The 22,307-nt window shown below is 73.4% G+C and carries 27 protein-coding genes; 12 read left to right on the forward strand and 15 right to left on the reverse strand.

What is annotated here, in order from left to right; translation table 11 throughout:
- Window positions 1–54 precede the first annotated feature (54 nt).
- The gene (locus tag ACZ4WH_RS19340; RefSeq protein WP_468181904.1) at window positions 55–504 is read left to right on the forward strand and encodes a nitroreductase family deazaflavin-dependent oxidoreductase; all 450 of its coding nucleotides are present in this window, start codon (window positions 55–57) and stop codon (window positions 502–504) included.
- 91 nt (window positions 505–595) lie between these two features.
- On the opposite strand, the gene ACZ4WH_RS19345 is transcribed toward ACZ4WH_RS19340, so the two are convergent.
- On the reverse strand, window positions 596–1,702 hold the full coding sequence (locus tag ACZ4WH_RS19345; RefSeq protein ID WP_468181906.1) for a cation diffusion facilitator family transporter: 1,107 nt from the start codon (window positions 1,700–1,702) through the stop codon (window positions 596–598).
- A gap of 98 nt (window positions 1,703–1,800) precedes the next feature.
- On the opposite strand from ACZ4WH_RS19345, the gene ACZ4WH_RS19350 reads away from it, so the two are divergent.
- Both ACZ4WH_RS19350 and ACZ4WH_RS19355 read left to right on the forward strand, forming a co-directional pair.
- The gene (locus tag ACZ4WH_RS19350) at window positions 1,801–2,817 is read left to right on the forward strand and encodes a glutathione S-transferase family protein (RefSeq protein WP_468181908.1); all 1,017 of its coding nucleotides are present in this window, start codon (window positions 1,801–1,803) and stop codon (window positions 2,815–2,817) included.
- 28 nt (window positions 2,818–2,845) lie between these two features.
- Window positions 2,846–3,148 carry a DUF4235 domain-containing protein gene (locus ACZ4WH_RS19355; RefSeq protein WP_468181910.1) on the forward strand — a complete coding sequence of 101 codons (303 nt, stop codon included), beginning with the start codon at window positions 2,846–2,848 and terminating at the stop codon, window positions 3,146–3,148.
- Window positions 3,149–3,289: 141 nt separating this feature from the next.
- On the opposite strand, the gene ACZ4WH_RS19360 is transcribed toward ACZ4WH_RS19355, so the two are convergent.
- From ACZ4WH_RS19360 to ACZ4WH_RS19370, 3 genes are all read right to left on the reverse strand, one after another.
- Complete coding sequence (locus ACZ4WH_RS19360; protein WP_468181912.1) at window positions 3,290–3,682, reverse strand: VOC family protein; 393 nt, start codon at window positions 3,680–3,682, stop codon at window positions 3,290–3,292.
- Window positions 3,683–3,734: 52 nt separating this feature from the next.
- Entirely contained in the window at window positions 3,735–4,199 is a 465-nt protein-coding gene (locus ACZ4WH_RS19365) for a pyridoxamine 5'-phosphate oxidase family protein (RefSeq protein WP_468181914.1), read from the reverse strand.
- Between the two features lie 452 nt (window positions 4,200–4,651).
- Window positions 4,652–5,608 (reverse strand): GlxA family transcriptional regulator, encoded by a 957-nt coding sequence (locus ACZ4WH_RS19370; RefSeq protein ID WP_468181916.1) that lies wholly within the window; start codon window positions 5,606–5,608, stop codon window positions 4,652–4,654.
- Between the two features lie 71 nt (window positions 5,609–5,679).
- Here ACZ4WH_RS19370 and ACZ4WH_RS19375 point away from each other — a divergent pair, with 71 nt between their 5' ends.
- The 3 genes from ACZ4WH_RS19375 (at window position 5,680) to ACZ4WH_RS19385 (ending at window position 7,854) form a co-directional block, all read left to right on the forward strand.
- The gene (locus tag ACZ4WH_RS19375; RefSeq protein ID WP_468181918.1) at window positions 5,680–6,630 is read left to right on the forward strand and encodes an NADP-dependent oxidoreductase; all 951 of its coding nucleotides are present in this window, start codon (window positions 5,680–5,682) and stop codon (window positions 6,628–6,630) included.
- 130 nt (window positions 6,631–6,760) lie between these two features.
- The gene (locus ACZ4WH_RS19380; RefSeq protein WP_468181920.1) at window positions 6,761–7,141 is read left to right on the forward strand and encodes an anti-sigma factor antagonist; all 381 of its coding nucleotides are present in this window, start codon (window positions 6,761–6,763) and stop codon (window positions 7,139–7,141) included.
- A 62-nt stretch (window positions 7,142–7,203) separates the two neighbouring features.
- Window positions 7,204–7,854, forward strand: coding sequence for a DUF4230 domain-containing protein (locus ACZ4WH_RS19385; RefSeq protein WP_468181922.1), 651 nt, complete (start codon window positions 7,204–7,206; stop codon window positions 7,852–7,854).
- On the opposite strand, the gene ACZ4WH_RS19390 is transcribed toward ACZ4WH_RS19385, so the two are convergent.
- The 6 genes from ACZ4WH_RS19390 to ACZ4WH_RS19415 all read right to left on the reverse strand — a co-directional run bounded on the left by ACZ4WH_RS19390 (window position 7,855) and on the right by ACZ4WH_RS19415 (window position 11,699).
- Window positions 7,855–9,624, reverse strand: coding sequence for a complex I subunit 5 family protein (locus ACZ4WH_RS19390; RefSeq protein ID WP_468181924.1), 1,770 nt, complete (start codon window positions 9,622–9,624; stop codon window positions 7,855–7,857).
- Entirely contained in the window at window positions 9,624–9,971 is a 348-nt protein-coding gene (locus ACZ4WH_RS19395) for a sodium:proton antiporter (protein WP_468181926.1), read from the reverse strand. Before ACZ4WH_RS19395 ends, ACZ4WH_RS19390 begins: the two co-directional genes overlap by 1 nt.
- The gene (locus ACZ4WH_RS19400) at window positions 9,971–10,717 is read right to left on the reverse strand and encodes an MnhB domain-containing protein (protein WP_468181928.1); all 747 of its coding nucleotides are present in this window, start codon (window positions 10,715–10,717) and stop codon (window positions 9,971–9,973) included. Before ACZ4WH_RS19400 ends, ACZ4WH_RS19395 begins: the two co-directional genes overlap by 1 nt.
- Window positions 10,714–10,974, reverse strand: a complete 261-nt coding sequence (locus tag ACZ4WH_RS19405; protein ID WP_468181930.1) for a Na(+)/H(+) antiporter subunit B — start codon at window positions 10,972–10,974, stop codon at window positions 10,714–10,716. Before ACZ4WH_RS19405 ends, ACZ4WH_RS19400 begins: the two co-directional genes overlap by 4 nt.
- An 81-nt stretch (window positions 10,975–11,055) precedes the next feature.
- Window positions 11,056–11,508 (reverse strand): MrpF/PhaF family protein, encoded by a 453-nt coding sequence (locus ACZ4WH_RS19410; protein ID WP_468181932.1) that lies wholly within the window; start codon window positions 11,506–11,508, stop codon window positions 11,056–11,058.
- Window positions 11,505–11,699: a hypothetical protein gene (locus tag ACZ4WH_RS19415; RefSeq protein WP_468181934.1), complete on the reverse strand. Its 195-nt coding sequence runs from the start codon at window positions 11,697–11,699 to the stop codon at window positions 11,505–11,507. Before ACZ4WH_RS19415 ends, ACZ4WH_RS19410 begins: the two co-directional genes overlap by 4 nt.
- Before the next feature lie 232 nt (window positions 11,700–11,931).
- Between ACZ4WH_RS19415 and ACZ4WH_RS19420 the strand changes: the two genes are divergently transcribed.
- The gene (locus ACZ4WH_RS19420) at window positions 11,932–12,600 is read left to right on the forward strand and encodes a VanZ family protein (protein WP_468181936.1); all 669 of its coding nucleotides are present in this window, start codon (window positions 11,932–11,934) and stop codon (window positions 12,598–12,600) included.
- Window positions 12,601–12,698: 98 nt separating this feature from the next.
- Entirely contained in the window at window positions 12,699–13,931 is a 1,233-nt protein-coding gene (locus ACZ4WH_RS19425; protein WP_468181938.1) for a lectin, read from the forward strand.
- Between the two features lie 9 nt (window positions 13,932–13,940).
- Here the strand turns inward: ACZ4WH_RS19425 and ACZ4WH_RS19430 are convergent, their stop codons facing one another.
- Genes ACZ4WH_RS19430 through ACZ4WH_RS19440 form a run of 3 tightly spaced genes read right to left on the reverse strand, consistent with a single transcriptional unit; the run spans window position 13,941 to window position 16,092 of the window.
- Window positions 13,941–14,186, reverse strand: coding sequence for a hypothetical protein (locus ACZ4WH_RS19430; RefSeq protein ID WP_358641386.1), 246 nt, complete (start codon window positions 14,184–14,186; stop codon window positions 13,941–13,943).
- 35 nt (window positions 14,187–14,221) lie between these two features.
- On the reverse strand, window positions 14,222–15,247 hold the full coding sequence (locus tag ACZ4WH_RS19435) for a DNA topoisomerase IB (RefSeq protein ID WP_468181940.1): 1,026 nt from the start codon (window positions 15,245–15,247) through the stop codon (window positions 14,222–14,224).
- A gap of 41 nt (window positions 15,248–15,288) precedes the next feature.
- A complete protein-coding gene (locus ACZ4WH_RS19440; RefSeq protein WP_468181942.1) occupies window positions 15,289–16,092 on the reverse strand; it encodes an SDR family oxidoreductase in 804 nt (267 codons plus the stop codon).
- A 173-nt stretch (window positions 16,093–16,265) separates the two neighbouring features.
- Between ACZ4WH_RS19440 and ACZ4WH_RS19445 the strand changes: the two genes are divergently transcribed.
- From ACZ4WH_RS19445 to ACZ4WH_RS19460, 4 genes are all read left to right on the forward strand, one after another.
- Window positions 16,266–17,333, forward strand: coding sequence for a PHP domain-containing protein (locus tag ACZ4WH_RS19445; RefSeq protein ID WP_468181944.1), 1,068 nt, complete (start codon window positions 16,266–16,268; stop codon window positions 17,331–17,333).
- Between the two features lie 64 nt (window positions 17,334–17,397).
- On the forward strand, window positions 17,398–18,054 hold the full coding sequence (locus ACZ4WH_RS19450; RefSeq protein ID WP_468181946.1) for an HAD family hydrolase: 657 nt from the start codon (window positions 17,398–17,400) through the stop codon (window positions 18,052–18,054).
- Window positions 18,055–18,377: 323 nt separating this feature from the next.
- Window positions 18,378–19,409 carry an SDR family oxidoreductase gene (locus ACZ4WH_RS19455; RefSeq protein WP_468181948.1) on the forward strand — a complete coding sequence of 344 codons (1,032 nt, stop codon included), beginning with the start codon at window positions 18,378–18,380 and terminating at the stop codon, window positions 19,407–19,409.
- Window positions 19,410–19,448: 39 nt separating this feature from the next.
- Window positions 19,449–19,694, forward strand: a complete 246-nt coding sequence (locus ACZ4WH_RS19460) for a hypothetical protein (RefSeq protein ID WP_468181950.1) — start codon at window positions 19,449–19,451, stop codon at window positions 19,692–19,694.
- A gap of 254 nt (window positions 19,695–19,948) precedes the next feature.
- Here ACZ4WH_RS19460 and ACZ4WH_RS19465 read toward each other — a convergent pair whose 3' ends face one another.
- Together ACZ4WH_RS19465 and ACZ4WH_RS19470 are read right to left on the reverse strand one after the other, a co-directional pair.
- Complete coding sequence (locus tag ACZ4WH_RS19465) at window positions 19,949–21,238, reverse strand: ROK family protein (protein ID WP_468181952.1); 1,290 nt, start codon at window positions 21,236–21,238, stop codon at window positions 19,949–19,951.
- Window positions 21,239–21,324: 86 nt separating this feature from the next.
- Complete coding sequence (locus tag ACZ4WH_RS19470; protein WP_468181954.1) at window positions 21,325–22,302, reverse strand: phosphotransferase family protein; 978 nt, start codon at window positions 22,300–22,302, stop codon at window positions 21,325–21,327.
- Between the last annotated feature and the right edge of the window lie 5 nt (window positions 22,303–22,307).

Raw genomic sequence — 22,307 nt, forward strand, 5'->3', positions numbered from 1 at the left:
GGTGTTGTCGCGGTGGCAGGCAGCCTTTTGGACCGACGAAGGGAACGGAATCCCATGCCTCTTGAGGGCGAGTACGAGCCCAGCCCGACGCAGTGGGTACGTGAGCAGGTCGAGTTGTACGAGAGCTCGGGCGGGACGAAGGGGACGACGCTGCTCGACACCGGGCTGCCGGTGATCCTGCTGACCACCCGGGGCGCGAAGAGCGGGAAGATCCGCAAGACGCCGTTGATGCGGGTGGAGCACGAGGGCCGGTACGCGGTGGTCGCCTCCCTCGGCGGCGCGCCCAAGCACCCGGTCTGGTACTTCAACGTGAAGTCCGACCCGCATGTCGAGTTGCAGGACGGCCCGGTGAAGCGGGACATGCGGGCGCGCGAGGTCACCGGCGCGGAGAAGGCCGAGTGGTGGGAGCGGGCGGTGGCCGCGTACCCGCCGTACGCCGAATACCAGACGAAGACGTCCCGGGAGATCCCGGTGTTCGTGCTGGAGCCGCTCGACGAGAGCTGACGGACGCGCTGGTTCGGGCCGGGGACCGCTCCGTTTCAGAAAAATCTGTTCCGGGGAGGTGTGAACCGGCTTCCGGGCGGGCACTCGTGCGTCAGGCCCCGCCGCGTTCCCCCGTCGCGGCGGGGCTCTCTCGTGCCTCGCCCGCCGGCCGGTCGGTGACGTCCAGGAAGATCTGGTCGGCGTCGGGGAACGTCTGGGCGAGGGACCGCTTGATGCGTACGGAGACCTCCTCGACGCGCTCGCTGTCCAGCCCCGGCACCAGGTCGACGCGTGCGGCGACCAGCGTGGAGTCGAGGCCCATCTTCATGGTGAACAGCGCCTCCACGCTGTCGATCTCCGGCTGCGCCCGCAGCAGCGCGCCGATCCTGCCGCTCAGTTCCGGATCGGCGGCCTCCCCGATCAGCTGGGTGCGGGCGTCGCGGCCGAGCCGGAAGGCGACGTAGACCAGGAGCACGCCGATCGCCAGCGAAGCGGACGCCTCCCAGACGACCTGCCCGGTCACCATGTGCAGCGCCATCCCGATCAGGGCGAGGGTCACGCCGAGCACCGCCGTGCCGTCCTCGGCGACCACCGTGCGCAGCGCCGGGTCGCGCAGCGCGCCGAGTCCGTCGCCCTGGCGGCGCACCTGGTGCAGGGCCCGCAGCAGCGAGACGCCCTCGGCGACCAGGGCCACGCCCAGCACGATCAGGCCCGCCACATAGCCGCTGAACTTCTCCTCGGCGCCGCTCCTGAGGGCCTCGACGCCCTGGAAGAAGGAGAAGCAGCCGCCCATGACGAAGATGCCCACGGCGGCGAGCAGGGACCAGAAGAAGCGCTCCTTGCCGTAGCCGAAGGGGTGCCGGGTGTCGGCGGGGCGGCGGCTGCGGCGCAGAGCGGCCAGCAGGAAGACCTCGTTGAGGCTGTCGGCGACCGAGTGCGCGGCCTCCGACAGCAGCGCGGGCGAGCCCGCGAGGACGCCACCGGCCGCCTTGGCGACGGCGATCACCAGATTGGCGCCGAGCGCCACGAGGACGGTGACTTTCGTGTGCCGGTCGCCCTTGGCGTCGGCTCGGGCGCCGGGGTCGTGGCCGGGGTCGCCACCGGCACGGCTGCGTGCGCGTGCCGGTGGCGGTGCGCCGTCCGGGGCCGGTGCCGGCCCTGTTCCGTTGCCCTCGGCCGTCCGTGCGGCCGGCTCCCGTTCCGAGGATGTCCCGCTCATCTCTCGCCGATTGCCCCCGACCGGGCGGCTCACACCGTGCGAGCCGCGTGAAACGGGGAACGCGTCGGCCAGGAACACCCGGGCGGCGAGGAGGAGACATGGGCGACGACGGCAACCGCTCCTACGGACACCGGACCTTCAGCCGGTCCAGGAGCCACTTCCAGGACCGGATCACCGCCGACGGCCGGGACGGCTGGCCGGTCGAGGCGGGCCGCTACCGGCTGGCGGTCTCCCGTGCCTGCCCGTGGGCGAGCCGGGCGGTGATCTCCCGTCGGCTGCTGGGGCTGGAGGACGCGCTCTCGATGGCGATCGCCGATCCGATCCAGGACGACCGCAGCTGGCGGTTCACCCTGGACCCGGACGGCCGGGACCCGGTGCTCGGCATCCGGTTCCTCAGCGAGGCCTACGACAAGCGGGAGACCGACTACCCGGGCGGGGTGAGCGTGCCCGCGATCGTGGACGTCCCCAGCGGGCGGCTGGTCACCAACGACTACCAGCGGATCACCCTCGACCTGGCCACCGAGTGGACGGCCCTGCACCGTGCCGGCGCGCCGGACCTGTACCCGGCCGAGCGGCGCGACGAGATCGACCAGGTGATGGCCGAGGTCTACGAGGACGTGAACAACGGGGTGTACCGGGCCGGGTTCGCCACGCACCAGAAGGAGTACGAGGAGGCGTGCGCGACGCTGTTCCGGCGGCTGGAACTGCTCGGCGAGCGGTTGTCCGGGCAGCGGTATCTGGTCGGCGACACCCTCACGGAAGCGGACATCCGGCTGTTCACCACCCTGGTCCGGTTCGACGCGGTCTATCACGGCCACTTCAAGTGCAACCGCTGGAAGCTCGCCGAGCACCCGGTGCTGTGGGCGTACGCCCGGGATCTGTTCCAGACGCCGGGGTTCGGCGACACCGTGGACTTCGACCACATCAAGCGGCACTACTACCAGGTGCACACCGGTATCAACCCCACCGGCATCGTGCCGCTCGGCCCGGACCTCGGCGGCTGGCTGAGCCCTCACCGCCGCGCGGAGCTGGGCGGCCGGCCGTTCGGTGACGGTACGCCGCCGGGTCCGGTGGCTCCGGGCGAACGGGTGGCCGAGCAGGGACGGCCCGCATGAGGGCCGCTTCACGAGGAAGTAGTCACACATGGCCAAGAACAAGAAGAAGAAGCTCCCTCTCGCCTACCAGCCGATCGGATTCGTGCTCAGCTGGGCGGGCGGCGCGCTGGCCGGTATGGCCTTCCGCAAGGCGTGGATGGCGATCCGGCACGAGGAGGACGCGCCCGACGCCTTGGACCCGGACCGCGGCTGGGGCGAGATCCTGCTGGCCGCGGCGGTCCAGGGCGCCATCTTCGCGGTGGTGCGCAGCGCCGTGGACCGCACCGGCGCGAAGGCCATCGCCCGGTCGACGGGCATGTGGCCGGTCACCGACAAGGGCGGCCGGGACTGACCGGACCGACCCCCCGCTCCGGCGCCCCGGCCGACCCCCGCCGCGGCGCCGGGGCCAACCCCTGCCCCGGCACCACCGCCCCGCACCGCCGCGCCACCGCCGGCCACCCCGGCCCCGGCGCCCCGGCCGCCACACTCCATGTCACCCCTGCTTGGGTGCCACGGCAGGCAGGAGGCGGAAGGTGAAGGAGTGGCCGGCGGGGTCGGCGTAGCCCCGTTCCTCGTACGGGCCCGCCGCGTCCCTCGTCTCGATCGGGCGGCCGCCGAGTCCCACCACCCTCCGCTCGGCCTCGTCCAAGTCCTCGACGAGGAAGTCGAGATGGATCTGGAGGGAGTTCTCCGGACGCGGCCAGCTGGGCGGGGTCGCGTTGACGTCACGCCGGAAGGCCAGCCGGACGCCGTCGGCGCCGCGGACCTCCACCAGGTTGGCGGACACGGCGGTCCGCTCCCCCTCCAGCAACTCCCGATAGAACTCGGCGAGTTTCTCGGGCTCGGCGCAGTCCAGCACGACCACGCCCGCTTTCACCAGTGCCATGGATCCTCCCGGGAAGTGTCCTCTCCCCAGCGGATATCCCGGGCCCCCGGATTCAGTCGGCGGACAGCCACTCCCCGTCGCGCATCAGCTCCCGCCCGTGCAGCTCGTTCTCCTCGCGCCAGGCCTGGATCCGCTCCGGGAAGACCCGGAAGTACAGGTACCGGGCGGCCAGTCGGCGCGGGTCGAAGCCGGTCTTCCCGGCGAAGACCTCGGCGTCCTCCTCGGGCAGGTCCTCGGGCGTCACGGCGCGGACGGTGCCGTCGACCAGGACGACGTCACGGGTGGGACCGATGCCGAGACGGGCCCGGCCGGTGGCCACGAGATTGCGGCCGGTGAGACTGTCCGCCGCGGTGGCGATCAGGAGGCAGCTGCCGTCCCACACGAACGACAGCGGCACGAGATACGGGGCTCCGCCGTGGGAGCCGGCGGTGGCGACCCACGCGTCGACGTCGTGATCCAATCGGTGCAGGGTGTCCTTCTTGCGCTGTTCGGCGGTGCGGGCGGGGGGCGGGGTCATGGCGAACGGCCTCCTCTGCGTGATCGTTCCGATCAGTGTGGCCGCGCGCCCCCGGTCCGCGCACGGAGTCGCTCAAGGCCGTCCGGGTGACGGGGCGGCGGGCGGCACCTCACGGGAACACCGTCGAGCCGTGTCCCGGTGGGCGCCGGCGTATCCGGTGTCCAAGAACGGCACAGAGCACGGGAGAAACGGGGGGGAATGCGCAGAGGGTTCGTGGCGATGGCGGTACTGACGGCCGAGTGCCGGTACCCCGGCTGCACACCTCGTCGGGGCCCGAGCACTGCGGCCGGCAGTCCGCCGTCCGGCCCTCGCGGTCGGTCCAGATCTGCCGACCCGTGGTGGCCGTGAAGCTCTCCGGGAGCCGTGGCCGGGCTGCTCCGGCTGGACCATGTCGAAGTAGAGGGCCTGCCCCTCCTCCGGGGTGCCTTGGACGCCGGAGCCGGCCGGAACGTTCAGCGGGTCTGCTGGAAGGTCCTCCGGTAGTTCTGCGGGGACACCCCGATCGCCGCGTGCAGGTGCTGGCGCAGCGAGGCGCCGGTGGCGAAGCCGACCTCGGCGGCGATCCGGTCCACCGGCAGGTCGCTGGCCTCCAGCAGCTGCCGGGCCCGGGCCACCCGCTGCTGGATCAGCCAGCGGCCGGGGCTGAGGCCGACCTCGTCGTTGAAGCGGCGGGCGAAGGTGCGCAGGCTCATCCGGGCGTGCCCGGCGAGGTCGGCCAGGGTGAGCGGCTCGTCGAGGCGCTCCAGCGCCCAGGCGCGGGTCGCGGCCGTGCTCGCGGCGCCGCTCTCGGGGACCGGCTGCTCGATGTACTGGGCCTGGCCGCCGTCCCGGAACGGGGGCACGACACAGCGGCGGGCGACGGCGTTCGCCAGCTCGCTGCCGTGGTCGGTGCGGACGATGTGCAGGCAGATGTCGACGCCGGAGGCCGCTCCGGCGGAGGTGAGGATACGGCCGTCGTCGACGAAGAGGACGTCCGGGTCGAGGTCCACCTGGGGGTAGCGGCGGCGGAAGTGGTCGGCGACCTGCCAGTGGGTGGTCGCCCGGCGGCCGTCGAGCAGTCCGGCCTCGGCGAGGACGAAGGCGGCCGTGCAGATGGAGACGATCCGGGCGTCCGGGCGGATCCGGTCGAGCGCGGCGGCGACCTCCGGGGACAGCTCGGTGGGGATGTGGGCGGTCGCCATGGAGGCGACGACCACCGTGTCGGCGGTCTCCAGGATCTCGGGGCCGTGGGCGACACCGATGGTGAAGTCGGCGTTGGTGCGCACCGGGCCGCCGTCGACCGTGCAGGTGAACACCTCGTAGTGGCCGTCGGCCGCGCCGAAGATGCGGCTGGGGATGCCCAGCTCGAAGGGGTAGACGCCGTCGAGGGCCAGGACGACCACGCGTTCGGGATGTGGTGTGCCACGCATGGCACGATCCTATCGAAGGTTGGCAATCGTGCCATTTCCCGGGCGGGCGGGCTCCGGCAGGCTGGGTGACCATGAGCGATGTGAACACGATGCGAGCCATCAGCCAGGACGTCCTCGGCGGTCCCGAGGTCCTGAGGGAAGTACGGGTCGAGCGGCCGAAGCCGCGGCCGAACGAGGTGCTGGTCCGGGTGCGGGCCGCCGGGGTGAACCCCACCGACTGGAAGCACCGGGCCACCGGCGGGTTCCTGGGCGAGCCCCCGTTCGTCCTCGGCTGGGACGTCTCCGGCGAGGTCGCGGAGACCGGGATCGGCGTGGCCGCGTTCCGGCCCGGCGACGAGGTCTTCGGCATGCTGCCCTACCCCTTCGGCCATGGCTCGCACGCCGAGTACGTCACCGTCCCGGCCCGGGCCCTGGTGCACAAGCCGGCCTCCCTCGACCACGTGCAGGCGGGCGCGCTGCCGCTGGTGTCCCTGACCGCCTGGCAGGCGCTGACCGAGCACGCGGACGTCCGGCCGGGGCAGCGGGTGCTGATCCACGCGGCGGCCGGCGGGGTCGGCCATGTGGCCGTGCAGATCGCCAAGGCGCGCGGGGCGTACGTGATCGGGACGGCGAGCGCGGGCAAGCACGACTTCCTGCGGGAGATCGGGGTGGACGAGCCGGTCGACTACCACACCACGGATGTCACGGAGGCGGTGCGGGACGTCGACGTCGTCCTGGACACCCTGGGCGGTGAGACCTCCGTGCGGTCCCTGCGGGTGCTGCGGCCGGGCGGTGTCGTGGTGTCGATCCTGCCGGTGGGCTCGGAGGAGTTCCACGAGGAGGCCGGGCGGCTCGGGGTGCGGGCGGTGCGGATGCTGGTCGACGCCGACCGGGCCGGGATGCGGGCGGTCGCGGACCTGGCGGAGTCCGGCCGGCTGAAGGCGACGATCGCCGGGACGTTCCCGCTGGCCGACGCGGCGAAGGCGCACGAGCTGGGGGACACCGGGCGGACGACGGGCAAGCTGGTGCTGCTGGCGGACTGAGCGCGCGGCGCGCCGACACGCCACAAAGTCGAAGACATATGTCAATCGAACATGCTCAAATTCCTTCCATCGAGGGTAACTTGACGATCGGGAAACGACGTCCGGGGCGCGGGTGGGAGGTGGTGGCGAGGTGCGACACGAACCCGTACCTCTCACCCGGCAACTGGGCATGTACGCGTACCGCGGGCACACGGTGCTGGAGTTCCGGGGCGAGATCGACATCGCCTCGGCGACGGAGATCGGCCCGTTCCTCGACCGGGCCACCGACCGGCCCGGGGTCCGCGTCGTGATCGACCTGCGGCCGGTGGAGTTCTTCGACTGCTCGGGGCTGCGGCTGCTGTACCGGGCGCGCGTCCGGGTGCTGGAGCGCGGCGGGCAGCTGCACCTCGTGTGCACGCACCCGCTGACGCTGCGCGTGTTCCGGGTCACCGGTCTGGCCCGGCTGCTGCCCCCGCATCCGAGCCTGGACGCGGCCCTGGCCCGCTCGGAGGCCGCGTCCGGCTCACTGTGAGACCGGTCGGCCTGCTCCGGCTGTTGACGGGAATGCGGTCAACAGGAAGGAGGACCGTCGCGATGACGACTTCCGTGAGGCGCCTGCCGGGCTGGGCCAAGGCCGTGGCGGCGCTCGTGCTGCTGCTCGCCGTACTGTTCGCCGGCATCCGGCTGGCCGTACTGCCCGGCATCAAGGACCTGTTCGGCACCGAGACCCATGACCGCTCCGGCCCCGCTCTCCTCAAGTCCATCCAGGACATGAGCCGTTACGACGCCGCGTCGGGCAACTTCCAGGTCGTCGTGGACCTGGACAAGGACGCGAAGTTCCTGCCCGACGCCATCCGCGGCACCCGCACCCTGTACGTCGGCGCGGGCACCGTGGACGCCTACGTCGACCTGGGCCGGGTCGGCGAGAAGGACGTGACGGTCGACGACGACCGTACGTCCGCCACGATCCGGCTGCCGCACGCGCGGCTCGGCAGGCCGGCCCTGGACCCCGACCACTCCTACGCCGTGTCCAAGCAGCGCGGACTGCTGGACCGGCTCGGCGACCTGTTCTCCGACAACCCCAACAGCGAGCAGGCCGTGCAGCAGCTCGCCGTCCGGCACATCGGTGACGCGGCGCGCACCAGCGGGCTGACCGCCCGGGCCGAGCACAACACCACCGGCATGCTCCAGGGCCTGCTGCGCTCCCTCGGCTTCAAGGAGGTGCACATCGAGTACGGCACCTGATCAGGGGCCGAGAATCCCCGGCAGGGCCAGCGCCCCCAGCACGGTCGCGCCCACCAGCAGCCAGGCCACGTAGTCGCCGACGTGCCCGGACTGAAGGCGCCTGAGGGGGGCGGCCCAGTCGGGGGCGGCCACCCAGCTCGGACGGGTGACGGCGAGGCCGGCCAGCGCCACGGCCAGCACGGTGGAGGCCACGCCCAGCAGGACGCCGGGCAGAGTCCAGTGTGCCGAGGCGTGGGCGCCGCCCGAGCCGGCCTCGTTGACGGAGCGGGCGACCAGGGCGCCGAAGCCGGGGGCCACCCCGACGGCGAGGGCGGCGGCGAGCAGTACGGCGGGCACGGTCGTCATGGTGTCCGGGATCCGGCGCAGCAGGCCGGACGTCTCGGGTTCCTCGTCGGAACCGCTGGTCTCGTACTCCGCGTCCTCGGGGCGCGGCCCGAGCCCCAGGAAGACGCGGCCGGTGACCCGCAGGACCGCGCCGGCGGTGATCGCGGAGGCGGCCACGTACACCACGGTGAGCGGGCCGCCGACCGCCTCCTCGGTGACCGCCTTGCCCAGCGCCGTACCGAACGGCGGCAGGCCGGCCAGGCCGAGGGCGCCGACGGCGAACATCACGGCGGTGGCGCGCAGCTGCCCCCGGGCCCGGCCGTGCAGCGCGTGCTCGTCGACGCTGCCGAACCGGTCCAGCAGGGCGCCCGCGCAGGCGAACAGCGCGGCCTTCACCCCGGCGTGGCCGAGGAGGTACAGGGCGACCCCGTCGTCGCCCTCGGGGGTGAGGACGCCGAGACCGATGAGGAACAGGCCGGTGTGGGCGACGGTGGAGTAGGCGAGGAGCCGTTTGATGTGCCGCTGGTACCAGCACATGACGGCGCCGGTCACGGCAGTGAGGGCGCCGAGCGTCACCAGGGCGCGGGTCAGGTCGGCGGCGGGGATGCCACCGGGTCCGGCGAAGACGGTGCCGTAGACCCGCCACACGCCGTAGGCGCCGAGTCCGACCATGACGCCGGACAGGAGCATGCAGACCGGGGTGGGGGCGACGGCGTGCGCGTCCGGGAGCCAGAAGTGGAAGGGCACGGCAGCCGCCTTCACCAGCAGCCCGGTCAGCACCAGCACGAAGGAGGCGAGGACCAGCGCGTCCGGCCCGCCCTGCCCGGCGGAGGCGTCGAGCCCGCGGCCGATCTTCGCCATGGCCAGTTCGCCGGTACGGGCGTACAGCAGGGCGATGCCCATCAGCAGGGCGTACGCGCCGAGGGAGTTGACGATCCCGAAGGTCAGGGCGCCCTGCACGGCCTTGGCCTCGTCGATGCGGTAGCCGGTCAGGGCGTAGGCCACCACGCTCATCAGCTCGAAGAACACGAACGCGTTGAACAGGTCGCCGGCGACGGCGAACCCGCACATGGCGCCCTGGAAGACCAGCATCAGCGCGGTGAAGGAGCCGGTGCGGTGGCGCGGGGGCTCGTCGAAGTAGCGCCAGGAGTAGGCGAGCGCGGCGAGGGTGAGCAGCGAGGCCAGCGCGGCCATGCCGAGCGCCGGGCCGTCCCCGACCACGAGGATGCCGACGCTCTCACCGTCGACGGGCAGCCAGCCGCCGACCCATTCGACCATCGGTGGCGTCGAGTTCAGCAGCAGCATCAGCGCGAGGGCGGCCGTACCGCCGGAGACGACGAACCCGGTGATCTCGGCGGCGATCCGGTGCAGATGGCGGCCCGTCGCCACGAGCAGGGCGGCGCCGAGCAGCGGGATCGCGACGAGCAGCGGGATCAGGTGGTGCATCAGCCGCGCAGCTCCCGCAGTTCGTCGGGGTCGACCGTGCCGTGCCGTTTGGCGATCTGGAGGACGAGGGCGAGCAGCAGCGCGGTGACGGTGGCGCCGACGACGATGTCGGTGAGGGTGAGGGCCTGCACCACCGGGTCGACCAGGGGCCGGGAGCCGGGCTTCATGTCGGAGAAGACGGGCGCGGTGGCGCCGTCGCGGTACCCGACCGCCAGCAGCAGGACATAGGTGGCCGACTGGCAGACCGCGAGGCAGCCGACGGCGTGGATGAGGTTCCGGCTGGTGGCGAGGCCGTAGCAGCCCGTCAGGAAGATGTAGGCGGCGACCAGGTAGGGAAGGACGTGCATCACGGTGTCGGCTCCTCGCCTTCCTCCTCGATCTCCACGGCCTGGTCGAGGAAGTGGGCGAGCAGGACGACGACCGCGCTCGCCACCTCCATGCCGATGGCCGCGTTCAGCAGGGGGACGGTGCCGCCCGACGACAGCGTGTTGAACGTGCCGTACGGCAGCAGGGTGTTGGCCAGGAACGCGGTGCCGGCCAGGACTCCGGCGGCGCCGAGCACGAGGTAGGAGGAGACGGCGAGCGCGTCGGCGGTCTCGTAGACGCCGAGCGGGCGGACGCGTTCCAGCGCGTGGTAGTCGGCGCCGAGGTAGAGCAGGTGCAGGGCGGTCGCGGCGACGACCCCGCCCTGGAAGCCGCCGCCGGGGCTGAGCTGGCCGTGGGCGATGACGTACAGGCCGGTGACGAGGGCGACGGGCAGCACGAGCAGGGCGTAGCGGCGGACCGGGCGGGCCACGTCGGCGGGCTGGGGCCGCGCCCGGTGCTCGTCGCGGGCCTGGCGCAGCAGCACCACGCAGCCGAGGACGGCGGCGAACAGGATGCTCATCTCGCCGAGGGTGTCGTAGGCGCGCTGGTCGAAGTTGACCGACGCGATGGTGTTGGCGGTGTGCCGGTCGAGGGAGGCGTGGACGGCACGGTCGCCGTACGGGTGCCGGGACCCGCCGAAACCGGGCAGGCCGAGACAGGCCGCGACGAGCAGGGCGGCCAGTCCCGCGCCGCCGACGGCGAGCAGCCACAGCCGCAGCCGCTTCACTTCGCCCCCTCCTTCGAGCGGCCCCGGCGTCTGACCTTGCGCACCGACAGCATGATCAGCAGCGGGGTGAGGGCGGAGCCGACGGCCAGCTGGGACAGGCCGACGTCCGGAGCCTGGAGGACGGTGAACAGCGCGGCCAGCAGCACCCCGAGGAAGGACAGCACGAGCGCCTGGCGGGCGGGGTCGCGCTGGGCCACGGCGGCGGTGGCGGAACCGGCCACGAGCAGCAGGGCGACGACGATCACGGCGTCGGACACACCGCACCTGCCTTCGGCATGTCGGCCACCGCGCGCCCGCCGCCCGGGGCGCACCCGGCACCGGCCACGTCCGTCACTCCGTCAGCCACCCCACACCCCCCGGAACCCGCCCGCCAGCGCGCGGGAGGCGATCACGTTGCCGCTGATCAACAAAGCGCCGATCAACAGCAGCTTCACCGTCGCCCGGCCCGGGTCGCCGGCCACGCACAGGGCGAGGACGACCGCCGCGCCCAGTCCCGCCGCCGTCCAGGTCAGCCCCCAGGCGCTCGGGCGTTCCCGGGCCAGGTCGTCGGAGAGCAGCCGGGCGAAGACGAGCGTGCCGACCGGGCCGAGCAGGGCGAGCAGCAGGGCGAGGTCGACGTAGGACGGGCGGCCGTAGCCCTGGGCGAGGAGCAGCAGGGCCGGGCAGACGGCGGAGGTGGTCAGGTTCTGGGCGATGACCCGGCGGGCCGGCGGGCCGGTGGACACGCCCCACAGGGCGGCCGCCCCTCCCCCGCCCAGCTCGACGGTCGCCGCGAGGATCCAGCCGTTCACCGCCAGGTCACCGCCCGCCGGCCGGTCCGGGCGAGGAGCGCGCCCACGGCGGCACAGCTCGCGCCGACGATCCGTTCCAGGGTGTCGACCGTGGTGATCAACACCAGCCACAGCAGTGCCAGCACCGCCCACCAGGCGAGGAGTTCGCCGGCGGCGAGGAGGACCGCGCGGGGCGCCGTTCGACGGGTCATGCAGCACCTCCTCGGTCCGCTGTGCTCGGATACGCGGCGATGTGTCCGGAGTGCCGCTGGAGGCATCCAAGCACCGCCGGACCCGGGCGGGAGCGGCGGCACGCGGGTCCGCACCCGGAGTGCCCCGCAGGCGTGAACGAAAACCACGGGTGCGGGCCGGGCACGCGGCATCGTGGGCCGCGCTGCGGGTAACCGACGTTCGGAACGCGGAAGTTGACGAGTGGAGGACCGCATGGCCCGTACCGTCCCGCGCCTGCCGGAGATACTGCGCGCCGCCCGGACGCGGCGGCCGGCCGACGAGGTCCGCCCCCGGTCCACCCGGAGGTGGTGGCCGGCCGAGAAGGTGCGTCCCCGGTCCGCCCGGAAGCGGCGCCCGGCCGAGGACGCCCACAAGCGGCGGCCCGCCGAAGAGGGTCGCCCCCGCCCCGCACGGCACGCGCTGCCGTTGCCCGTCCGGCTGCTGGCGATGCTGGCGGCCTTCGCGTGCATGGTCGCGTTCGCCGTCGTCCTGGCCCGGATCACGCTCCAGCCGTCGCCCGCGTCGGTGCCGCTGACCCACAGCAATCTGCACCCGGGCCGCTCCCTCCAGGCCTATCTGGAGCAGGCGTCGCTGCGGGACGCGGTCCGGCAGCTCGGCGGGAACCTGTTGCTCGGCGTGCCGTTCGGGGTGCTGGTGCCGGTCCTGGCGCCGCGTGCCCGGGGCGCGCTGCGGGTGCTCGCTCTGACGGCCCTCGTGATGCTGATGGTGGAGCTGGTCCAGGGGGCGCTGGTCACCGGACGGGCCTTCGACATCGACGACGTCATCCTCAACACGGCCGGGGCGCTGGTGGGTTGGCTGCTGCTGGGGCGGCGGCTCGGGCGGGGGGTGCACCGGCGCGTGGGCGGGCCGTCCACCGGCTGATCGTCAGCGGCAGGTCTGTACCAGAGTATTGACGACCTCTTATCTCACTCCTTAAATCAAGAGGCGCACCGCTCACACCCCCACACGAACGGAGAGCCATGGCCTCCCCACGTCTGCTCCGCAGATGTCTTCTCGCGGCCCTGTCCGCCGCGCTGATCGGCTCGGCCGCCGTCGGCCCGGCGCGGGCCGGGACCGCCGCCCCCGCGGCGGCGGCCGTCACCACCTTCTCCGACTCCTTCGACGGACCCGCGGGCGCCGCGGTCGACTCCTCGAAGTGGACCCTGGAGACCGGTGACAACGTCAACAACCACGAGCGGCAGTACTACACCTCGGGCACGAAGAACGCGGCCCTGGACGGCCAGGGCCATCTGGTGATCACCGCCCGCAAGGAGAACCCGGCCGGCTACCAGTGCTGGTACGGCAGCTGCCAGTACACCTCGGCCCGGCTGAACACGGCCGGGAAGTTCAACGCCCAGTACGGCCATGTCGAGGCGCGGATGAAGATCCCGCGCGGCCAGGGCATGTGGCCCGCGTTCTGGATGCTCGGCACGCCGGTCAACTGGCCGGACTCGGGTGAGATCGACGTGATGGAGAACGTCGGCTTCGAACCCTCGACCGTGCACGGCACCATCCACGGGCCCGGCTACTACGGCTCGGGCGGCATCGGCGCGGCCTACTCGCTGCCGAACGGCCAGGCCTTCGCGGACGCCTTCCACACCTTCGCCGTCGACTGGGCGCCCGACTCGATCACCTGGTCGGTGGACGGCAACGTCTACCAGCGCCGCACCCCCGCCGACCTGGGCGGGAAGACCTGGGTGTTCAACAAGCCGTTCTTCCTCATCCTGAACCTCGCGGTCGGCGGCTACTGGCCCGGCGACCCCGACGGCTCCACGCAGTTCCCGCAGCAGCTGGTGGTGGACTCGGTGTCGGTGACGACGAGCGACAGCGCCGCCGGTGTGCCGATCCGGGGCCTGGCGGGCAAGTGCGTGGACGTGGCCGGCGCGAACTCCGCGAACGGCACCCCGGTCCAGCTCTACGACTGCAACGGCACCGCCGCGCAGGCGTGGACGGTCGGCTCGGACGGCACGCTCCGGGCGCTCGGCAAGTGCCTGGACGTGACGAACAACGGCACGGCGGACGGCTCGACCGTCCAGCTGTGGGACTGCACCGGCGGCCCCAACCAGAAGTGGACCGTCACCGGGGCGCACGACATCGTCAACCCGCAGGCGAACAAGTGCCTCGACGTCACCGGGAACAACTCGGCCAACGGGACACGGTTGCAGATCTGGACCTGCACGGGCGGAGCCAACCAGAAGTGGACGGTCGGCTGAGCGGTCCGGTCAGTGCACCCTCCAGGTGTACTTGTCGCCGCCCACCCAGCGGACCGCGTCCGGGTCGTCCAGGTCGTGGATGGGGATGCCGTAGGAGGCGGCCGTCTCCAGCACGTCCGTGATGGTCCTGGCCTCACCGACCACCTGACCGTCGATCTCCATGATCCGGAAGGGCGGCTCGCCGTGCCTGCCCGGGCACACACCGAGGACCAGGATCCGCGGGCGGGAGATGTGGGGAGCTGCTTGTTCGGTCATGCAATCGAGGGTAGAACGCAACCCGCGCCGACGGGTCATCCACCGGAGCCGTCGAGGAGATCGAGCACCGCGGCCTCGACGGCCCCCTGCGTGGCCGGACGTCCGAACTCCCCGTGTTCGCCCAGCCGGGTGAGCACGGGGGCGACGGTCACGCCCTGCTCGAACAGCTCGAAGACCTTCGGGTCGATGTACGAGGTCCGGCAGACCGCGGGCGTGTTGCCCAGGTAGTGGCTGACCTCGCGGACCGCCCGCGCGATCTGCCGGCGCCGGGCGGCCTCGGTGGCGCGGGCGCCCCGCGCGGCCACGGCGACGGCCACGGCGGCCAGCACGGTGGCGTGCCAGGTGCGGAAGTCCTTGGCGGTGACGTCGGTGCCGGACAGCCGGCGCAGGGCCTCGTTGAGGTCGTCGCTGTGCAGCTCGTGCCAGGCGCCACGGTCCCGGTAGACGAGGAAGCGGTCGCCGCCGCGCGGGCGGCGCAGCAGGGCCCGGGCGACCGCGTGGACCTGCTCGTCGACGAGGGCGCGGACGATCTCGGTGCCGCCCTTGGCCGGGTAGCCGAAGGTGATCTCGCCGCGTGCGCAGCTGACGTGCTCACGGAGCATGGTCGTCAGGCCGTAGGTCTCGCTGTTGCGGGTGTGCCGGTCGCTGCCGACGCGGAAGAAACCGAGGTCGAGCAGGCGGACCGCGCAGGCGGTGACCCGGGCCCGGCTCAGCCCGCGCCCGGCCAGGTCCAGCGCCACCTTGGCGCGCAGCTCGGGCAGGGCCCGCGCGACCTGCCGTACGTGCTCGTGCTTGGCCTTGTCCTGCTCCGCCCGGAACTGCTCGTGGTACAGGTACTGCCGGCGCCCGGCGTCGTCGGTGCCGACGGCCTGGAGGTGGCCGTTGGGCCAGGGGCAGATCCACACGTCGCGCCAGGCGGGCGGAATGGTCAGGGCCCGGACACGGGCGAGCTCCTCGGGATCGGTGAGGGGCCGTCCGGTGGTGTCGACGTAACGGAAGCCCCGGCCGCAGCGGACGCGTGTGTAGCCGGGGCCGTCACACGAGCTGGTACGCAGTCTCACCGCGGTCTCTCCCCCCGCCTCGTCACGCTTTCCCCGGCACCTCAGGGCCGGCGCCAGTCGTCGCTGGTCAGATGGGAACCGGCCTGCGGGCCCATGCGCAGCATGCCGCCGTCGACGCTCCAGGAGGCGCCGGTGACGTAGGAGGCGTCGGGACTCGCGAGGAACGCGATCACGGCGGCGACCTCGCGGGCGTCGCCGGGCCGGCCGAGCGGCACGCCGGGGCGGCGCTCGGTGCGCACGTCGGTGTCCTCCTGGCCGGTCATCGGAGTGGCGATCTCGCCCGGCGCGACCGCGTTCACGGTGATGCCGTACTCGGCCAGCTCCAGCGCCATCACCTGGGTGAGCAGACCGAGCCCGCCCTTGGCCGCGCAGTAAGGGGCCGCGCCGACCCGGGGCTGGTGCTCGTGCACGGAGGTGACGTTCACGATCCGGCCGCCGTCGCCCTGCCGGATCATGCGCCGCGCGGCCCGCTGCCCGAGCAGGAAGGGGCCGACGAGGTCGACGTCCAGGACCCGGCGCACGTCCGTGAGCGTCAGGTCGAGGTAGGGGGTCATCGTGCCCGTACCGGCGTTGTTCACGAGGACGTCGATCCGGCCCAGCTCCTCGCCCAGTTCGTCCACGGCGTCCGCGGCCTCGGGCAGCCGGGTCAGGTCCAGCCGGGCCACGGCGGCGCGGCGGCCGTGCGCGCGGACCTCCTCCGCCGTCTCCTCGGCGCCCTTCTCGTCCGTGTGCCAGGTGATGCCGACGTCCAGGCCCGCCTCGGCCAGCCGTACGGCGGTGGCTCGGCCGATGCCGCTGTCGCCGCCGGTGACCACGGCTGTTCGCTGCGCATCCGATACGGACATGGCGGACCTCCTCACGGTGGGTCATGTGGACGGATCACGCAGTACCCGGGGGTGGTGCGGACAAACGGATTCGCCGTGGCGGCACGGATCGATCGTGCGGGCCGCGGGTCGTCCGTGGCTGGTCGCGCGGTTGCCCGCGCCCCTTCGGAGCGCCTGGTGCACCCTTGGTTCTCATGGACCCCGTCGCCGCCCTCGACCGGATCGCGTTTCTTCTGGAGCGGGCGCTCGCGCCCACCTACCGGGTACGGGCCTTTCGTACCGCCGCCCGAACGCTGGCCGCGCTGCCCGAGGAGGAGGTGGCCGAGCGGGCCGCCGCCGGGACGCTGGAGTCGCTGAAGGGGGTCGGGCCGAAGACCGCGCAGGTGGTGCGGGAGGCGCTGGGCGGTGAGGTGCCCGGGTACCTGCGCAAGCTGGAGGAGGAGGCCGGGGCGTCGGTCGGGGCCGAGGGGGCCGGTGCCGAGCTGCGGGCGCTGATCCGCGGGGACTGTCACACGCACTCGGACTGGTCCGACGGAGGCAGCCCGATCGAGGAGATGGGGCGGGCGGCGGCCGAGCTGGGGCACGAGTGGACCGCGCTCACCGACCACTCGCCACGGCTGACCGTGGCCCGTGGGCTGTCGCCCGCGCGGCTGCGGGAGCAGCTGGCGGTGGTCGCGGAGCTGAACGCGCGGTGGGCGCCGTTCCGGCTGCTCACCGGCATCGAGTGCGACATCCTGGAGGACGGCTCGCTGGACCAGGAACCCGAGCTGCTGGAGAAGCTGGACGTGGTCGTGGTGTCCGTCCACTCCAAGTTGCGGATGGACGCGCGGTCCATGACCCGGCGCATGGTCGCCGCCGTGCGCGATCCGCACGCCGACGTCCTCGGGCACTGCACCGGGCGCCTGGTGACGGGCCGGGGACGGCCCGAGTCGCAGTTCGACGCGGACGAGGTGTTCGCCGCGTGCGCCGAGTCGGGGACCGCCGTGGAGATCAACAGCCGTCCGGAGCGGCTGGACCCGCCCCGGCGGCTGCTGCGCCGGGCGGTCGAGGCCGGGGTGCTGTTCTCGGTCGACACCGACGCCCACGCGCCCGGCCAGCTGGACTGGCAGATCCTCGGCTGCGCCCGGGCCGAGGAGTGCGGGGTGCCGCCCGAGCGCGTGGTCACCACCTGGTCGGCCGAGGAGCTGCTGGGCTGGACGCGCGAGGGCCGGGTGCCGGCACGCGTGGCGGGTTCCGGGCGTGGTACCCGCTCCCGGAGCTGACGGGAAGGACCTGGAGCCGGCAGGAAGGGCCTGGGGTACCTGGGGCTGACGGAGAGGACCTGGTATGGACCGTGCCGCCGTGTTCGACGTCGACGGGACCCTCGTCGACACCAATCACCTGCACGTCGTGACCTGGTGGGAGGCGTTCCGGCAGGCGGGTCACGACGTGCCCATGCACGCCGTGCACCGGGCCGTCGGCCTCGGCTCCACGGACCTCGTCGCCCATCTGCTCGGCGACGACCGGGACCGGGACCAGGACGCCGAACTGAGCGCCGCGCACACGGCGCTGTACGGCCAGTACTTCGACCGGCTCGCCGCCCTGCCGGGCGCCGGTGAGCTGGTGCGGCGGCTGCACGGGGACGGCTGGACGGTGGTCCTCGCCACCTCGGCGAGCGGCGCGGAGCTGGGCGCGCTGCGCCGGGCGATCGACGCGGACGACGCCATCGCGGCCACGGCGAGCGCGGACGACGTACGGGAGGGCAAGCCGGCCCCGGAGCCCGTGGAGCACGCGCTCGAGCTGGCCGGGGTGCCGGCCTCGCGGGCGGTGTTCGTCGGGGACACCGTGTGGGACATGCTGGCGGGCAGCAAGGCCGGGGTGCGCTGTGTGGGCGTGCTGTGCGGCGGGATTCCGCGGGCCGACCTGGAGGAGGCGGGGGCGGAGGCGGTGTACGCGGACCCCGCGGATCTGCTGGCGCGGCTGGCCGGGAGCCCGCTGGCCTGAGCGGTTCCCGTGGTGACGCACGTCACGTAAGGGGTCGGAACACCTGGGTGTGGTTGCCCGTTGAACAAGCCGTGGGTGTGGATGGGACAGTGTCCCCGGGCCTCACCTTTTGCCCACAGGGACGATCGTTCGGCTGAAGCCCTGTGGAGCGTCTCGCCGAGAGGCGACCGCCATCCGCGCCCACCACCTGACCGCCCCGGTCGTGATTCCCCCGTCACGGCCGGGGCTTCCTCATGCCGCTCCCGTGCCGCGTGTGCGCACGCGGCGCCCGGGTACCCGGCCCCTCGTCGCAGCCTCCGCCGTGCCGACGAGAGGAGCCGAAGGTGAGCAGCTCAACGGGCAGCAGGGTCGTCGTGACAGGCGCCACCGGCAACGTCGGGACGAGTGTGGTGCGCCTGCTCTCCGAGGACCCGGCCATCAAGTCGGTGCGCGGGCTGGCCCGGCGGACCCCCGAGTGGGCGCCGCCGAAGACCGAGTGGTCCGCCGTCGACCTGGCCGGGGACCAGGCGAACCTCGCCGAGTGGTTCGAGGGCGCCGACGCCGTGATCCATCTGGCCTGGGCCTTCCAGCCGACGCACGATCCGGCCACCACCTGGCGGACCAACGTGCTCGGCGGCATCCGGGTGTTCGAGGCGGTCGCCGCGGCCCGGGTACCGGTGCTCGTGCACGCCTCCTCCGTGGGGGCGTACTCGCCGGGACCGAAGGACCGCCCGGTGGACGAGTCCTGGCCGACGCACGGCTGGCCGGACGCCGCCTACTGCCGGGAGAAGGCCTACCTGGAACGCGCCCTGGACGCGTTCGAGCGCGACCACCCCGGGGCGCGGGTGGTCCGGATGCGCCCGGCGTTCCTGTTCAAGTGGGAGTCGGCGAGCGAGCAGCGGCGGATCTTCGGCGGGCGGTTCCTGCCCGGCCCGCTGGCCCGGCCGGACCTGCTGCCGTTCCTGCCGGACATCCCCGGCCTGCGGGTGCAGGCGCTGCACACCGACGACGCCGCCGAGGCCTACCGGCTGGCGGTGCACTCGGACAGCGCCCGGGGCGCGTTCAACCTGGCCGCCGATCCCGCGCTGGACGCCGGTGTCCTCGCCGAGCTGCTCGGCTCCCGGCCGGTCCGGCTGCCGCGTACGGCGGCCCGCTCGGCCATCGCCGCGGCCTGGGGACTGCACCTGCTGCCCGCCTCCCCGCACCTCTTCGACGCCGTGCTGCGGCTGCCGCTGATGGACTGCGCGCGGGCGCGCGCCGAGCTGGGCTGGGAGCCCCGGCACACGGCGACCGAGGTGATCCAGGAGTTCCTGGACGGCCTGCGGAAGGGCGGCGGGATGGAAACCGAGCCGATGCGCGGGCGGAAGGTCGGCTGAGCGCGCCCCCACCCGAGCCGACGAGGAGCGGAGAAGACCATGGCTGTGCGGGAACCCGGTTCCGGGTCCGGAGCCGAGGAACGGCCGGTACCCCGGGACCTGCCCGACCAGCAGACCGGGTCCGGCGAGGACCCGTGGGACGTGACTCCGGGACACGCGGTCGACGACGAGCCCGACGAGGACGTCGTACCGGACACGGACGAGGCCGGCACCGGCCCCCGGGGCGCGCCCCGGCCGGGCACGGTACACCCGGAACACCCGACCCCGGACGAGCCGTCGGCCTGAACCCGGGGCCATGACAGGCGGACGTCGGCCTCTGGCCGGGACACGGCGGCCCAGTTCCAGGACACGGCGTCCTGGTCCGGGGCACTGCGGCCTCAGCTCGGCGAACCTCGGCCTCGGCTCGGCGGACGACGGTCGGAGCGCGGGGCCCCTCGACCTCAGCCGAGGGCACGTGATCTCACCCGGCGGACGTCGGCTCAGCGGCGGGATCACGTCGGCCTGCTCCCCGGGGGCACCCCGGCCCACCCCCGGCGCCCTCAGTGCGGGGCCCGTTCCTGGAGGGCTGTTCGCCAGGCGGGGAGCCGGTCCTCGGTGGCCGGTTCGGGGCGGCGGCCGCCGCTGGTAAAGAAGTCGGCCAGTGGCAGGATCGCGGCGCCGACGGTGACCGCGTCCGGGCCGAGCCGGCCGAGGTCGATGGTCACCTTGTCGGCCGGGTGCCGCAGGGCGTACGTCGCCGCGTGCCGGCGCACGGCGGGCAGGAACCGCGTGCCCAGCTGGAGCCCGGCCCAGCCGCCGATGAGGATGCGCTCGGGCTGGAAGAGGTTGATCAGGTCGGACAGGCCGGCCCCGAGGTACTCGGCGGTCTCCTCCAGGACGGCCAGCGCGACCGGGTCGGCCGTACCGCCCTCCGGCGGGTACGCGGCGGCGAGCATCGCGGTGAGCGCGGTCTCCTCGTCGGTGTCCTCGGGCGGCCGGCCGCCCTCCTCGCGCCAGCGGGCGAGCAGCGACTCGGCGCCCGCGTAGGCCTCCAGGCAGCCGGGGGCGCCGCAGCGGCAGCGGCGCCCGCGCACCCGTACCGTCAGATGGCCCCACTCCACGGCCCGCCCGTGCTCCACCTCGGGGGTGACCAGGCAGGCGCCGACACCGGAGCCGAAGAGCACGACGACGGCGTTGCGGGCACCGCGCCCGGCGCCGAACCACATCTCCGCCTGGCCGAGGGTCTTCGCGCCGTTGTCGATGAGGTACGGCACCCCGTCGGGCAGCTGGGAGGCCGAGCGGAGCAGCTGCTCCAGCGGGACCGCGTCCCAGCCGATGGTCTGGCCGTGGACGACGGCACCCCGGTCGGGGGTGTGCTCCACGATGCCCGGGACGCCGACACCGACACCCAGCAGCCGGTCGGGGACGGCCTCCTCGGCGGTGAGCACCTCGGCGACGCCGTCGCGGATATGGCCGGCGATGACGTCGACGTCGTAGCCCTGCGGGGTCAGCGGGCGCTCGGCCCGGGCCAGTTCCGTGAGGGCCAGGTCGAACAGCTCGACCCGGACGCGGGTCTCGCCGACGTCGACGCCGATCATCTGCCCGCTGTGCGGGGCGACGCGCAGCAGCGTGCGCGGCCGGCCGCCGTCGGAGTCGACGCTGCCGGCCTCCTCGACCAGCCCGTCGGCGATCAGGTCCGCGACCACGTTGCTGACCGAGCCGGAGCTGAGTCCGGTGGCCGGGCCCAGCTCGAACCGGCTGAGCGGGCCGTCGAAGTACAGCCGCTGGAGCACCGCCGTGCGGTTGCCTCGTCTCAGGTCGCGTACTGTGCGCCCGTTGCGCGCCGCCATGTGGCTCCCTTCACGAACCCTGCCCGACCTGCAACATACCCCTTCGGACAGCCGGGGCGCGACATTCTCCCAACCCTTAGTTCACGCTATGAGCTAAGGCGGAGACGTTTGATCTCCTCCAGCGCGGCGAGAAGTTCCGGCGCGACGGTCTCCTGCGTCCACCGCCGCCGCTCCGCGTCGACCGCCCGCGGCACCGTCTCGACCAGCATGATCAGGTAGAGATAGGCGCGGTAGAGCGCGAGCCGCAGCCGCTCCGAGCGGTCGAAGGAGACCCGCCCGCCGGCGTCCCGGTAGCCGCCCAGGAAGTCCTGGTCCTTCTCGATGTCGTCCAGCAGGGCGAGGGAGACGAAGTCGGCGATCGGATCGCCCCAGAACATGCGCTCGCCGTCGATGAGCCCGCCGACGCGGGGTCCGGCGGGGGTGCGGTGGACCAGGATGTTGCCCGGCCACAGATCGAAGTGGACGGCGCGCGGGACGGTGGCCTCCTCCAGCACGTCGTCACCGGACCGGAGGATGCGGGCCACCTCGTCGACGGGGCACGGCAGGTCGGCCGCGTGGTCGCGGGCATCGGCCAGCAGGGCGTCGGTCATCGCGGTGAACGCCGTCCGCCAGTCCGGGGCGAGCGGGCCGAGGGCGCCGGACGGGTAGCCGAAGCCGGGGCCGGTCACCCGGTGCAACCGGGCCACGTGGCCGCCCAGCTCCCGGCGCAGGGCGGCCTGTTCGGCGGCGGTGAGGGAGTCGTCCCAGGGGGTGCCGGGGCAGTGGGTCTGCACGGTGTGCCGTGCGGCGGGACCGCCGTCGGTGTACACGGTGCGGGGCGCGGGGACCCCGGCCTCGGCGGCGGCGCGGCAGAACTCCTCCTCCGAGCGCAGCAGCCGCGACTCGTAGCGCAGGCCCGGCCCGTCCGGCGCGACCTTCAGCACATAGCGGCGGCCGTCGGTGAGCCGTAGTTCCTCGACGGTGTTGTAGGTGCCGCCGCCGAGCGGGCGCACCCCGCCCGGCCGGGCGGGCGGCAGGCCCGCCGCGACCAGGATTCGCCGGGCCCGTTCCTCCGTGTCCCGCACCCCGC

It is taken from the genome of Streptomyces sp. NPDC029138 (genome assembly GCF_055564375.1).

Bases quoted from the DNA above. Each gene is read 5' to 3' on its own strand.
- ACZ4WH_RS19390 (WP_468181924.1), bottom strand. From the start codon at position 9,624: ATGCACCACCTGATCCCGCTGCTCGTCGCGATCCCGCTGCTCGGCGCC.
- ACZ4WH_RS19445 (WP_468181944.1), top strand. From the start codon at position 16,266: ATGGACCCCGTCGCCGCCCTCGACCGGATCGCGTTTCTTCTGGAGCGG.
- ACZ4WH_RS19385 (WP_468181922.1), top strand. From the start codon at position 7,204: ATGACGACTTCCGTGAGGCGCCTGCCGGGCTGGGCCAAGGCCGTGGCG.
- ACZ4WH_RS19340 (WP_468181904.1), top strand. From the start codon at position 55: ATGCCTCTTGAGGGCGAGTACGAGCCCAGCCCGACGCAGTGGGTACGT.
- ACZ4WH_RS19355 (WP_468181910.1), top strand. From the start codon at position 2,846: ATGGCCAAGAACAAGAAGAAGAAGCTCCCTCTCGCCTACCAGCCGATC.
- ACZ4WH_RS19440 (WP_468181942.1), bottom strand. From the start codon at position 16,092: ATGTCCGTATCGGATGCGCAGCGAACAGCCGTGGTCACCGGCGGCGAC.
- ACZ4WH_RS19350 (WP_468181908.1), top strand. From the start codon at position 1,801: ATGGGCGACGACGGCAACCGCTCCTACGGACACCGGACCTTCAGCCGG.
- ACZ4WH_RS19375 (WP_468181918.1), top strand. From the start codon at position 5,680: ATGAGCGATGTGAACACGATGCGAGCCATCAGCCAGGACGTCCTCGGC.
- ACZ4WH_RS19345 (WP_468181906.1), bottom strand. From the start codon at position 1,702: ATGAGCGGGACATCCTCGGAACGGGAGCCGGCCGCACGGACGGCCGAG.
- ACZ4WH_RS19450 (WP_468181946.1), top strand. From the start codon at position 17,398: ATGGACCGTGCCGCCGTGTTCGACGTCGACGGGACCCTCGTCGACACC.
- ACZ4WH_RS19465 (WP_468181952.1), bottom strand. From the start codon at position 21,238: ATGGCGGCGCGCAACGGGCGCACAGTACGCGACCTGAGACGAGGCAAC.
- ACZ4WH_RS19420 (WP_468181936.1), top strand. From the start codon at position 11,932: ATGGCCCGTACCGTCCCGCGCCTGCCGGAGATACTGCGCGCCGCCCGG.
- ACZ4WH_RS19365 (WP_468181914.1), bottom strand. From the start codon at position 4,199: ATGACCCCGCCCCCCGCCCGCACCGCCGAACAGCGCAAGAAGGACACC.
- ACZ4WH_RS19425 (WP_468181938.1), top strand. From the start codon at position 12,699: ATGGCCTCCCCACGTCTGCTCCGCAGATGTCTTCTCGCGGCCCTGTCC.
- ACZ4WH_RS19460 (WP_468181950.1), top strand. From the start codon at position 19,449: ATGGCTGTGCGGGAACCCGGTTCCGGGTCCGGAGCCGAGGAACGGCCG.
- ACZ4WH_RS19360 (WP_468181912.1), bottom strand. From the start codon at position 3,682: ATGGCACTGGTGAAAGCGGGCGTGGTCGTGCTGGACTGCGCCGAGCCC.
- ACZ4WH_RS19430 (WP_358641386.1), bottom strand. From the start codon at position 14,186: ATGACCGAACAAGCAGCTCCCCACATCTCCCGCCCGCGGATCCTGGTC.
- ACZ4WH_RS19415 (WP_468181934.1), bottom strand. From the start codon at position 11,699: ATGACCCGTCGAACGGCGCCCCGCGCGGTCCTCCTCGCCGCCGGCGAA.
- ACZ4WH_RS19395 (WP_468181926.1), bottom strand. From the start codon at position 9,971: ATGCACGTCCTTCCCTACCTGGTCGCCGCCTACATCTTCCTGACGGGC.
- ACZ4WH_RS19370 (WP_468181916.1), bottom strand. From the start codon at position 5,608: ATGCGTGGCACACCACATCCCGAACGCGTGGTCGTCCTGGCCCTCGAC.